Annotated in this window: 6 protein-coding genes; 2 read left to right on the forward strand and 4 right to left on the reverse strand. The window is 71.7% G+C overall.

Annotated features, from left to right (window positions below; all coding sequences use genetic code 11):
• Positions 1 to 83: 83 nt before the first annotated feature.
• Positions 84 to 1,661, forward strand: a complete 1,578-nt coding sequence (ahpF, locus tag VLG41_RS08250; protein WP_325348914.1) for an alkyl hydroperoxide reductase subunit F — start codon at positions 84 to 86, stop codon at positions 1,659 to 1,661.
• Here ahpF and VLG41_RS08255 read toward each other — a convergent pair whose 3' ends face one another.
• From VLG41_RS08255 to ppsR, 4 genes are all read right to left on the reverse strand, one after another.
• Positions 1,662 to 7,226, reverse strand: coding sequence for a CHAT domain-containing protein (locus tag VLG41_RS08255; protein ID WP_325348915.1), 5,565 nt, complete (start codon positions 7,224 to 7,226; stop codon positions 1,662 to 1,664).
• On the reverse strand, positions 7,223 to 8,182 hold the full coding sequence (locus VLG41_RS08260; RefSeq protein WP_325348916.1) for an N-acetylmuramoyl-L-alanine amidase: 960 nt from the start codon (positions 8,180 to 8,182) through the stop codon (positions 7,223 to 7,225). The genes VLG41_RS08255 and VLG41_RS08260 overlap by 4 nt, the downstream gene beginning before the upstream one ends.
• A gap of 57 nt (positions 8,183 to 8,239) precedes the next feature.
• Positions 8,240 to 9,148 (reverse strand): caspase family protein, encoded by a 909-nt coding sequence (locus VLG41_RS08265; RefSeq protein ID WP_325348917.1) that lies wholly within the window; start codon positions 9,146 to 9,148, stop codon positions 8,240 to 8,242.
• A 210-nt stretch (positions 9,149 to 9,358) separates the two neighbouring features.
• Positions 9,359 to 10,180 carry a posphoenolpyruvate synthetase regulatory kinase/phosphorylase PpsR gene (gene ppsR / locus VLG41_RS08270; protein WP_325348918.1) on the reverse strand — a complete coding sequence of 274 codons (822 nt, stop codon included), beginning with the start codon at positions 10,178 to 10,180 and terminating at the stop codon, positions 9,359 to 9,361.
• A 160-nt stretch (positions 10,181 to 10,340) separates the two neighbouring features.
• On the opposite strand from ppsR, the gene ppsA reads away from it, so the two are divergent.
• On the forward strand, positions 10,341 to 12,325 hold a 1,985-nt coding region (ppsA, locus tag VLG41_RS08275), incomplete at its 3' end, for a phosphoenolpyruvate synthase (protein WP_325348919.1).

The raw sequence follows: 12,325 nt of genomic DNA on the forward strand, positions 1-12,325 counted from the left end.
TTGAGGGTTTTGCGTTGACCCTTGGGCGCCGTGCGCGCCCAGGGTTCTTCGCAAAACGCTGAACCGAACCGAAAGGAGTCCCCATGCTCGACGACACCCTCAAGGCACAGTTGCAGGCCTACCTGGGCAAGCTGCAGCGGCCCATCCGCCTCATCGGCTCGTTCGACGAATCCGCTTCGTCGCAGGAACTGCGCGAGCTGCTGCAGACCATCGCCAGCCTGTCCGAGCAGGTGAGCTTCGATGACAGCGGCAAGGACGAACGCAAGCCGTCCTTCGTGATCGCCCGCGAGGGCGAGACCACGGGCGTGCGCTTCGCCGCCATTCCGCTGGGCCACGAGTTCACCTCGCTGGTGCTGGCCCTGCTGTGGACCGGCGGCCACCCGCCCAAGGCCGAGCAGGAGACGCTGGACGCCATCGCCACGCTGCAGGGCGATCTGCGCTTCGAGGTCTACATGAGCCTGAGCTGCCACAACTGCCCGGACGTGGTGCAGGCGCTGTCGCTGATGGCGATCCGCAACCCGGCCGTGCAGGTCACGGTGATCGACGGCGGCCTGTTCCAGGCCGAGGTGGAGCAGCGCCAGGTGATGGCGGTGCCCATGGTCTTCCTCAATGGCCAGGAGTTCGGCGGTGGCCGCATGTCGCTGGAAGAAATCGTCGCCAAGCTCGACGTGAACGCCGACGCGCGCGAAGCGGCCAAGCTGGACGCGAAAGACCCGTTCGACGTGCTGATCGTGGGCGGTGGCCCGGCGGGTGCCGCGGCGGCCGTGTACGCGGCGCGCAAGGGCATTCGCGTGGGCGTGGCGGCCGAGCGCTTCGGCGGCCAGGTGAACGACACGCTGGCGATCGAGAACTACATCAGCGTGCTGGAGACCGACGGCCCGAAGTTCGCCGCCGCGCTGGAGGCGCAGGTGCGCCACTACGGCGTCGACATCATGAACCTGCAGCGCGCCGAGAAGCTGGTGCCCGCCAGCGAGCCCGGCGGCCTGGTGGAGGTGCACATGACCAATGGCGCGGCGCTCAAGGCGCGCAGCGTGATCCTGTCGACCGGCGCGCGCTGGCGCAACGTGAACGTGCCCGGCGAGGCCGAGTACCGCAACAAGGGCGTGGCCTACTGCCCGCACTGCGACGGCCCGCTGTTCAAGGGCAAGCGCGTGGCGGTGATCGGTGGCGGCAACTCGGGTGTGGAGGCCGCGATCGATCTGGCCGGCATCGTGCAGCACGTGACGCTGGTCGAGTTCGCCGACGCGCTCAAGGCCGACGCGGTGCTGGTGCGCAAGCTGCAGAGCCTGCCCAACGTCAGCGTCCACGTGAACGCGCAGACGACCGAGATCACCGGCGCCAACGGCACGGTCAACGGCCTGAGCTACAAGGATCGCGTGAGCGGCGAGCAGCACCACGTGGAACTGGAAGGCGTGTTCGTGCAGATCGGCCTGGTGCCCAACACCGAGTGGCTCAAGGGCACGGTGGAGCTCAGCCGCTTCGGCGAGATCGTGATCGACGCCAAGGGCCACACCAATGTGGAGGGCGTGTTCGCGGCCGGCGACTGCACCACGGTGCCGTACAAGCAGATCGTGATCGCCGCGGGCGCGGGTTCCACGGCCGCGCTGAGCGCGTTCGATCACCTGATCCGCCAGCCGGTGGCGGAAGCGGCAGCGGCCTGATCAGGCGTCGGCCATTCCCGCGTAACGCCTGAGGCGCTGCAACAGCAGCGCCGCCGCCTCCCGGTGCGCGGCGCTGCGCTGGCCCGCATCGGCCAGCCCGAGCAGGAATTCGAGCTGGTCGGCCGGCGATTTCCACAGCCAGCTCGAGCCCGCGTGGGCGTGCAGGTCGACCAGCATGGCGTCGATACCGGGCTGCGCCTGCGCCAGCCGGTCCTTGTCGAGCGCTTGCAGGATGAGCAGTTCCGCGTCCGCCACAGCGCTCCAGAAGTTCGGCGCGCGGGCGTGCTGGCGCCGCAGGCTCGTGGTGGCCTGGGCCATGCGCCGCGGCTCCAGAGGACGCCCGCGCACCGCGTCGGCGGCCAGCAGGTTCATCGCGGGGTGGAAGGCCTCGTCCTGGCCCTGGCGCAGGGCCAGGGTTTCGGCGCGCCGGTAGTGTTCGGCCATGCCCTCCAGCGCCTTCGCGCACGCCGAGTCATCGGGCGCCAGGCCGCGTTCGTGCGCCAGACGTTCGATCTGCGCCAGCCGCTTGAAGGTGCCGCCTTGCAGGCTGGCGCGCTCGACGGAGTCGGCCAGCGCCACCAGCGCCCGCAGGCTGTCGAGGGCGCGCACCACGTCGGCGCGGGCCTGGCGAAGCGCCTCGGGCTGGGTGTCGGGCTGGCGCGTGGCGTCGCGCAGGCGGTACCAGGCGCGGCGCGCCAGCACGTTCGCCAGTTGCTCCGCCGCCCGGATGCCCGCGCTGCCGTCATCGGCGCGCACCGCCTGCTCGAACCAGCGCACGGCGTCGTCGAGCCGGTCGGCCTCGCGCCAGGCCAGGCCAAAGGCTTCGGCGATGGCGCCGCTGCTTCCCCAGGGTTCCTGGAACCGGTCTTGCAGGTGGCGCAGGCGCTCGACCATCTCGGCCGGCGCCAGATCGCCCGTGTTGCACTGCGCGATGAGCGATTCGAGCGCCACCACCAGCGCCGACGGTGAGGCCACCGAGGCGTAGCGCTGCTCGGCCGGCAGCGGTGCGTTGGCCGCTTCGCCGCCCGCGCGCTGCCAGACCCAGTCCGGGTCGCCATAACACTGGTAGGCCGCCCAGGTGTTGCTGCCTGCGTCGGCGCGGTAGGCCTCGACGCGACCGGCCTGTGCGGCGTCCATGAAGCGCTGGCCCGCGAGCAGGCGCCGGTAGAAGGTGGTCGCGAAGGCCGCAGCGGCGCCGTCGGACACGGCCCAGCCGGCCGCCACCACGCACCGCACGCCGATGCGGATCAACTGCTGGGCCAGGCCCGCGGCGAGTTCGCTGCGGTTGTCGGCCCCGGCCAGCGAGGCACTCTTGTCCGCCGCCAGGTGGCAGCAGTTGAGGAACACCAGTTCCGGCACCACGCGCATGGCCTCGATCTCGCGCGGGCCGATGAAGGCGCCATCGCTGAGCACCACGCCGCGCAGGGCCGGGCGCACCGGGCCGCCGTCGCGCGCGGCGGCGAGCTCGCCGTGGCCGGCGATGTGCAGGACGCGGTAGGGCCGCTCGAACAGCGCGTTGATGACGTCGGCGGCGCGTGGCTTGTGGCCATCCTCGTCGGCGATGAGGCGGCGCACCTCTTTCTCCGCCAGGCCCTTGGGCCCCAGCAGCGCGGCGGCCACGGCCCGGGCTTCGGCGCGCGCGCCCGGCAGTTCGGCCAGGGGCTGGGGGCCGCTGGCGGGCTCGCCCACCACCAGGGCATGGTCCTCGATGGTGGCGTCGCGCACCTGGGAGCGGAACACCTCGGTGCGCAGGCGGCGCACCAGGCGGTTGCGGATGGCCCAGGGCTCCTTGGGGTCGCGCCGGCGGTCCAACGGGGCGTCGAGCAATTCCCAGGGGATGGTGGCCGAGCGGTCGTCGAGTTCGAGCACGAGTTCGCTGGTGCCTTCCAGGCTGCTCTCCAGGTCCTGCGGCACGAGCAACTGGAACAGCGTGCGGCCGAGCTGGGGATCGCGCGTGAGGTGGTTCGACGCGGTGGCGACCAGGTCGTGGATCAGCCGCTGCTGCAGCGGTTGCTGGCGCACCTCGCTGCGCGCGCGCTTGGTGTCCAGGGTGTAGGTGATCACGGGCTCCCCGTGGCGGTCGTCGTGCACGGTGGCGCTGACGAAGTCGTAGCCGGTGCCGCGGTAGCCGCTGTCCAGCGGCCGGCGCAGGGCCCCGGGGCCGGATTCGATGAGCGGGCTGAGGCGAAAGTGCCCCTGCGCGGCGCCCGCCAGCATCTGCAGCGCCGACCAGGCCTCGGTCGCGCGGTCGAGGTACAGCTCGTTGATGTGCAGGTGGCTCACCTGTGGCCACTGGCCCTGGGCCAGCCGGGCATTGGCCTCGCGCACGCCGTGCGCCAGCGCCTGCGCCGAGGTGCCCACGTGGATGCCGCTGCCACCGCTGGCGATGAGCGTGCTGGTGAGCTCGAACTGCGCTGGCGGACCCGCCGGGTCTTCGGCCAGGCGCATGGCCCAGGCAACGGTGGCCTGGCAGATGGTGTGCACGAGCTGAGCGCTGCCGAGCTTGCCTTCGGCGCCCAGGCCGGCCACCACCACCCAGGGCGGCTGGGGCAGGCTCAGCGGTCGCGCGGGGTTCTCGTGCCGGTTGACGAAGATCTGGTGGGTGCCCGGTGCCTCGGGGTACAGGCCGGCGGCCAGCGAGGCCGACAGCACGCCGCCCAGCAGCCGGTCCGCCACGGCCTCTGTGCCGGTCAGGCGGGACGAGACGTAGTGGCCCACCAGCAGCGTCTGGCCGACGAAGACCAGGTCGCGGTTGTGCACGGTGATGGCCAGTGGCGGCGCGCCGGGCGAGGGCGCCTGCGCCAGGGGGCTCTCCTCGGGATCGAGCAGCGCGTGCACGTCGATCAGCGGCTCGTCGAGCGCGCGCCCCTGGCGCGAGGGGCGGCTGCGCACAGGAGGCGCTTCGCCGGGCCCGCCAGGCGCGCCGCGGGCGGCACCGCCCACCGGTTCCAGCCGCGTGGTCTCGCCGCGCTCGAGCAGGTCGAGGTAGGCGTCGAAGGCGCGCTCGGCCTGGGGCAGCTCGCCGTGGGCGCAGTCCAGCCGCCAGGCGCGCACGCCGGGCAGCAGGGCGCTCTCCTGTGTCACCCGACCGTCGCCCCCGTCGGGGCGGTCGAGGTAGACCAGTCCTTCGTCCTCGTCGAACTCGTAGCCGGCGGGCGTGAAGCGCGAGCGGCCGATGACCATGACGACACGCTCGCGGAAGGTGGGCAGGGCTTCGCGCGCCTGGCGGTCGAGCCGTTCGCGCAGCGCGCGCGCCTGGTCCAGCACGGGCTGCGGCGGAATGCCCCACCGGTAGATGGAGCGCTGCGGCCCTTCGCTGTGCCACATCAGGGCGCGCTCCAGGGTCTTCATGTCCTGCTCGGCCAGCTCGCGCCAGCGCTGGCTAGAGGCCAGGCCGAGCGCCGGGTCGAGCAGGCCGGCCTGCAACTGCAGGAAGCCCGGCATGCCCGCCATGATCTCGCGTGCACGGTGGTCCTGGAAGGGCAGGCCGAAGGCCACCAGTGCGTTGCCGAAGTTGTCGTCGCCCGAGAGCACCTGCATGGGCGCGAAGGAGCCGCCGTTGGGCGTGGCCAGCATGAGCAGGCGCGCGCCGGGGCGCTGCGCCCAGCGCTCCCACACGTCGGGCCGTTCGAGCTGCACCGTGCGCGCGAGCACGCCGCCCATGGAGTGCGCGAGCAGGCGCACCGGTTGGTCGCCGCTCTCGCGCGCGGCCAGCGCCCGCTCCATGCACTCGGCGAGCCGGCGGGCTTCTTCCTCGATCGGGCGGCGCCAGTCGAAGTCGAAGGGGATGAGTTCGTGCGTCTCGCTCAGGCGCCGCGCGAGCTTGTCGTAGAAGGCGCCGATGGGGCCGTCGGGGCGCACCTCGCCCGCGTGCCCCTGCCAGGCCAGGCGCTCGAGGCCGCCGACGATGCGCAGGCCCAGCCACACGCGCTGGCGGTCGACGGCCAGGTGACTGCCCAGGATGCCCGGCAACAGGATCACGGCGGGCCGGCGCGCCGCCTCGCGCGTGTCGCCGCGCGGTGGGGCGGCGCGCACGCCGGTCTCGCTCTGGCCCGCCCAGGACAGCGGCCCGATGGCGCGAAAGCCCGCGGGCTGCGCCTGCGTCAGGCCGTCGCACACCGCCTGGGCGGTGCGGGGGTGGCTGAAGTAGGCGAAGTGGGTGACGCCGCCGCCGCGTTCGAGCACGAAGCTCGCGCCCGCCTGCGCGCCGTCGGCCGCACGCGGCGCGCCGCCGTACATGGAGCGCGTCTGCACCACGAGGTCGTTGTCGGTCCAGTAGAAGGCGTCGGCCAGCAGCGTCTTGACCCAGGCGCGGACGGAGTCGCCTTCGATGTCGCCCGCGACCACGCGCAACTGGCCGGGCAGCGGGCCGCGCGCGTCGCTGGCGTGCAGCCACTGCACCAGCGGGCTCAGCGGTGTCATGGCCTGCAGCCCGGGCAGCTCCTGCGGATCGGTGCGGTGGCTCGCCACCTCGCCCAGGAAGTCAAGCAGTTGCGGCGCCACCGGCACGCCGGCCAGCTCCAGCGTCCACTTGAGCACCGAGACGTAGGCGTCGAGCCGTCCGGAGGCCAGCAGCGTGCCGCGCGCGGGGCAGGCCACGCGCAGCAGACGCTCGACGCGGATGTCGCGGCCCAGGAGCTCGGCCGCGAGCGCGCGCAGGGCGCGCAGCTGGTCGCGGTGCCCCGTGGCCTGGAACGGTGCGAGCGCGGCCTCGTCGAGTTCGGGGTGCGCGCAGACGCGCGCCAGCACTTCGCCCACCAGGCCGCCGCGCGAGTGGGTGAGCAGGTGCACGCGCGCGCCATCGGGCAGGGCCTTGGCCAGCATCAGGGCGTTGTCGATCGGGCTCGCGCTCAACGTGGGGTGGTCGAGCGCGTAGACGCGGCCACCGTAGTGGCCGAACAGTTCGCGCACGCGCTGCGGGTGGTGCAGCCAGAGCTTGCCGAAGGTGCCGTGGGTGTCGGAGAAGGTGCCGTGCAGCAGCACCAGCAGCGGCGCGCCCGCCGACGCGGCGGGGATGCGCTCGAGCGGCACCTCCCCCTTGAGCGAATCGCTCAGGGCTTCGGCCGAGAGCGGGTGCACGCCGGGCGTCACCTGCTCGTCGAAGCGCCGGGCGAGGCGCCGCGCGGTGAACCGCGCGGCGGGCTCCAGGGCGATGCCGGTGATCACCTCCACCGCCGACAGCAGGGCGCTGCCCAGGCCACCTCGCGTGGCGCCGCGCGGCGCCAGCCCGGGCCAGCCCAGTTGCGCCGGGATGGCGGTTTCCCCCGCGCCGGCGTGAACCGTCGGGGCCTGTGCCTGCATCAGGGCCTGTGCGGTGAGCGGGTGCAGCACCAGCGAGGGCCCGTCGGTGATGTGCAGCACCACGGCGTCCAGCCCGGGCCGCGCGCTCAGGCGCTGGGGCGCGCCGCCGCCGCGCAGCGCGCCCACCTGCACGCGCTGCAGCACCTCGCCCCGCTCGCCTAGCGCGCCCGGTGCGCCGCCCGGGCCGCCGCGTGTGGCGTCTGGGGACGCGGCCTGGCCGTGAACCACGAACACGATGGGTGGGTTGTCGCTGGCGGGGCTCATTGACTCACCTCGACGCGCTTCGTCCGGGCGCGGCCGGGGAGGCGTGGGGGGAGGGCAGCGGCCCTGCCGGCCGCCAGGCGCGCCACCGGGGTCACGGGCACCTGCCGCTGCGATCGATGCAGCACCCCCGCACCCGAGCGTGGCACCGCCAGGCGCTCGATGAAGTCGTTGCAGACCCAGCCCTCGAGGTCGGTCTCGCCGACCACCGCCACGCGGCTCCAGCGGTCCAGCGGCTCCAGCAGGATCAGTTCGGTGCCCCGCCGCAGCGCGGCGCCCAGCGCGGCGTGGTCGGCGCCTGGCCCGCCGCGGATGTTCAGCCGCGTGGCGGTGACCACCCAGCGCGGCGGCGCGTCGCTGACCCGTCCCAGCGCACGGCCGCGCACGGCGGCCAGCGGAAACGCCGGGCCCGGGTCCACCTTGCGGCCACGCGCCACGTCCTCGTGGCCCAGCACGTCCTCCAGGCCGTAGTGCGCCACCAGCAGTTCGCACAACTCCAGCGCGCGCCCGATCTGGGCTTCGGTGTAGTGGTGCCAGGGCCGCAGGCCGCCGCCGTGCTTGTGCTCGGCCAGCACCACCTCGTCCTCGGGATAGGCCCGCCCGAACCAGGACACGCAGCGATCGCCCTCGCGGTGCAGCAGGCCGGCGTTGTCCATCTCGATGCCGATGGCCACGGCGTTGAGGCCGTTGACGCCGGCCCACTGGCTCAGGCCCGCGTGCCAGGTGACCACGTTGAAGTCGGCCAGTTGCACGATGCGCCCGTCGCGCCCGAGCACGAGGTGGGCCGAGGCGTTGCCCTGCGGCTTGCGCGCGCACAGGGAGCGCACGGCGCTGTCGGTGTCTCGCCCCGCCGTGTAGTGCAGCACCACGAAGCGCGGGCGCAGCGCCCCGCCGGTGTTGGGCGTGGCCTGGTGGCTCACGCCCGGCCCGCTCAGCCGGTGGTTGGCGATCTTGAGCATCTCGGCTCCTCGGACGAGAGGGGCACGCTGGGAAGGCGGTCGTGCCCGGACCGCTGGCTACACCGTAAAGGGCGTCTGTTGCAGGAACTCGGCCGCCGGGCCGAGCGTGAACAGGTTGGGTGACTGCGTGGCCGGAAGGCCCGCGCGCACCAGGGCGTGCAGGCGCGCATGGCTGCCCTTGAAGCGGCCGTCGTTCCACACGCGCAGCAGTTGGCCGGTGAAGGCGCCGTTGTGGTCACCGTCCATGGAGAACTGGTTGTCCTGGCAGCCCGAGATCAGGATGACGGCGGGCTTGAAGTCCTTGACGATGGCGGTGAGGCGGTGGCTCACCGCCACGTTGGCCAGTGCGGTGTCGGGGTCCACCGGCGCGGCGCCGGCGGCCTTGGCCACCTCCCGCTGCAGATCGTCGTAGAAGCCGCGGTGGGCGTGGTACACGCGCCGGGCGATGTCGCGCGGCATCTGGCGCGGCCGGCCGGCGGCCAGGGCCGGGTCGGGCGCGCGCGTGACGGTGCCGCTGTGGCAACTGTCGGACAGCACCAGCACGCGCACGCCCTCGGCGAAGCGGCTCAGTTCCAGGTAGAGCTCGTCGTCGATGAGCTGGCCGTCGTACAGGCACCAGGTTTCGTCGAGCTTGTCGTCCTGCTCGTCCTCGTCGCCGGTCACGTCGTCGACCTGGCCGCCGTGGCCGGAGAACGTCAGCAGGAACAGATCACCCGCCACCAGGGCCTTGGCGGCGGCGCGCAGGGCGCGCAGCACGTTGCGGCGCGTGGCCTTGGAGGTGATGAGCTGGGTGGCCTTCAGGCCGCGCGAGGTGGCCAGCTCGGCCATGTCATGGGCGTCGGCCTCGCAGGCCGCCAGCGGCCCGGTCCAGCCCTCATAGGCATCGGCGCTCACCTCGTTGATGCCGATGTGCAGCGACAGTCCCCGGGGGGCGCCGCCGCTGTCCGCCTTGCCCTTCTTCGTCATGGCACCCTCCAGGGGTAACAATCCGTGAAACGCCGCACGGATTCTGGGAGCGTGCCCCATGCGCGTCAATCGCGCGGTGCGGGCCGCTCCCCCCAACTGAGGGAGACGGGCGGCGGGCCGTAGGGGTCGATCCGCCGCCGGGCCGCCCCAAGGCGGATCAGCCCCCCCGGGGGGCAGCGACCCGCGCAGCGGCGGAGCGTGGGGGTTCGATCAGTACTCCAAGCGCTCGGGCCGCAGCTCCTGCAGGATGGTGGTGGCGATTTCCTCGATCGACTTGGTGGTGGTCGACAGCCAGCGGATGCCCTCGCGGCGCATCATGGCCTCGGCCTCGGCCACCTCGTGGCGGCAGTTCTCCAGGTCGGCGTAGCGCGAATTGGGGCGGCGCTCGTTGCGGATCTCGCTCAGGCGGTCGGGCGCGATGGTCAGGCCGAAGAGTTTCTTGCGGTGCGCCACCAGGGCCGGCGGCAGCTTGCGGCGCTCGAAGTCCTCGGGAATCAGCGGGTAGTTGGAGGCCTTCAGACCGTACTGCATGGCCAGGTAGAGCGAGGTCGGCGTCTTGCCGCTGCGGCTCACGCCCACCAGGATCACGTCGGCGCTCTCCAGGTCCTTGTCGCTCTGGCCGTCGTCGTGCGCCAACGAGTAGTTGATGGCCTCGATGCGGTCGTGGTACGCCTTGCTCTTGGAGGCGTCGGAGAAGCGGCCCACGCGGTGGTTGCTCTTGATGCCGAGCTCTTCTTCCAGCGGCTGCACGAAGGTGCCGAACATGTCGAGCAGCATGCCGCGGCAGTGGTGCTGGAAGACGTCGAGCACCTCGTCGTTGACCACCGTGGTGAACACCAGCGGGCGCTTGCCCTCCACCTCGGCCGTGTGGTTGATCTGGCGCACGGCCTGGTGGGCCTTGTCCACGCTGTCCAGGAAGGGCAGGCGCACGCGGCGCACCGTGGCCTCGAACTGCGCCAGGATGGCGTTACCGAAGGTTTCGGCGGTGATGCCGGTGCCGTCGGAGACGAAGAAAACCGTTCTGAGGGACATGGGAGGGGCGTCCTTACAATCCGCTGCTGTTGCGTGGCGGGCCATTATCCGGGCCGCGCCGCCCCCGATTTGCACCTTGCCCGGTGGCCGACCCACAACACAAGCACAGGTCACACGCTGGCGCATGGATCCCCGGTTTTTCAACCTCAGGAGTTTTTCCATGTCCAACCTGTTCGAGGCGACCGCACTGGTCGTGCCCTTCGAAAAGCTGCGAATGAGCGACGTCGAGTCGGTCGGCGGCAAGAACGCCAGCCTCGGCGAGATGATTTCGCAGCTGCCCAGCGGCGTGAAGGTGCCCACGGGCTTCGCCACCACGGCGCACGCCTTTCGCCAGTTCCTCCAGCACGACGGCCTGGCCGATCGCATCAACGCCCGCCTGGGCTCGCTGGACACCGAGGACGTGCGCGCCCTGGCCGCGGCCGGCGCCGAGATCCGCGGCTGGGTCGAGGCCCAGCCGTTCCCGGCCGACCTGGAAAAGGCCATCCGTGAAGCCTTCATCACCCTGAGCGCAGGCAACGAGAAGGCCTCCTTCGCGGTGCGCTCCTCCGCCACCGCCGAGGACCTGCCCGACGCGTCCTTCGCCGGCCAACAGGAAACCTTCCTCAACGTGGTCGGCATCGACGAGGTGCTGCACAAGATGAAGGAGGTCTTCGCCAGCCTCTACAACGACCGCGCCATCAGCTACCGCGTGCACAAGGGCTTCGCCCACGCCGAGGTGGCGCTGTCGGCCGGCGTGCAGCGCATGGTGCGATCGGACCTGGGCGCCGCCGGCGTGATGTTCACCATCGACACCGAGAGCGGCTTCTCCGACGTGGTCTTCATCACCAGCAGCTACGGCCTGGGCGAGACGGTGGTGCAGGGCGCGGTCAACCCCGACGAGTTCTACGTGCACAAGCCCATGCTGCAGGCCGGCAAGCGCGCGCTGATCCGCCGCAACCTGGGCAGCAAGCTGATCCAGATGGTGTTCAGCACGGCGGAGGAGAAGGCCGCTGAAGGCCCACTCAAGGGCAAGCTCGTGAAGACCGTGGACGTGCCGGTGGAGCAGCGCAATCGCTACAGCCTGAGCGACGCCGACGTGGCGCAACTGGCGCAGTACGCGTTGGTGATCGAACAGCACTACGGCCGGCCCATGGACATCGAGTGGGGCAAGGACGGCACCGACGGCCAGATCTACATCCTGCAGGCCCGGCCCGAAACCGTGAAGAGCCAGAGCGCCGGCAAGACCGAGGTGCGCTACAAGCTCAAGGGCAAGGGCGCGGTGCTGGCCAGCGGCCGCGCCATCGGGCAGAAGGTGGGCACGGGCCCGGTGCGGCTGGTGCACAGCATCAGCGAGATGGACAAGGTGCAGCCGGGCGACGTGCTCGTCACCGACATGACCGACCCGAACTGGGAGCCGGTGATGAAGCGCGCCAGCGCCATCGTCACCAACCGCGGCGGGCGCACCTGCCACGCGGCCATCATCGCGCGCGAACTCGGCATCCCGGCCGTGGTGGGCTGCGGCGACGCCACCGAACGGCTCAAGGACGGCACGCTCGTCACCGTGAGCTGCGCCGAGGGCGACACCGGCAACATCTACGACGGCCTGCTCGAAACCGAGGTGACCGAAGTCCAGCGCGGCGAGATGCCCGATCTCGACGTGAAGATCATGATGAACGTGGGCAACCCGCAGCTCGCCTTCGACTTCGCGCAGATCCCCAACGGCGGCGTGGGCCTGGCGCGGCTCGAGTTCATCATCAACAACAACATCGGCGTGCACCCCAAGGCCATCCTCGACTACCCGCAGATCGACGCGGACCTGAAGAAGGCGGTGGAGTCGGTGGCGCGCGGACACGCCTCGCCGCGCGCGTTCTACGTCGACAAGGTCGCCGAGGGCGTGGCCACCATCGCGGCGGCCTTCTGGCCCAAGCCGGTGATCGTTCGCCTGTCGGACTTCAAGAGCAACGAGTACCGCAAGCTCGTGGGTGGTTCGCGCTACGAGCCCGACGAAGAGAACCCCATGCTGGGGTTCCGCGGCGCGGCGCGCTACATCAGCGCCGACTTCGCCGAGGCCTTCGCCATGGAGTGCGAGGCGCTCAAGCGCGTGCGCGAGGACATGGGCCTCACCAACGTGCAGGTGATGGTGCCCTTCGTGCGCACGCTGGCGCA

The organism is Hydrogenophaga sp. (assembly GCF_035481345.1).
Lineage (GTDB): Bacteria > Pseudomonadota > Gammaproteobacteria > Burkholderiales > Burkholderiaceae_C > Hydrogenophaga.

What these genes read in the sequence shown, in the direction of transcription:
- ahpF (WP_325348914.1), top strand. Translation starts at nt 84, where the DNA reads ATGCTCGACGACACCCTCAAGGCACAGTTGCAGGCCTACCTGGGCAAG.
- VLG41_RS08255 (WP_325348915.1), bottom strand. Translation starts at nt 7,226, where the DNA reads ATGAGCCCCGCCAGCGACAACCCACCCATCGTGTTCGTGGTTCACGGC.
- VLG41_RS08260 (WP_325348916.1), bottom strand. Translation starts at nt 8,182, where the DNA reads ATGCTCAAGATCGCCAACCACCGGCTGAGCGGGCCGGGCGTGAGCCAC.
- VLG41_RS08265 (WP_325348917.1), bottom strand. Translation starts at nt 9,148, where the DNA reads ATGACGAAGAAGGGCAAGGCGGACAGCGGCGGCGCCCCCCGGGGACTG.
- ppsR (WP_325348918.1), bottom strand. Translation starts at nt 10,180, where the DNA reads ATGTCCCTCAGAACGGTTTTCTTCGTCTCCGACGGCACCGGCATCACC.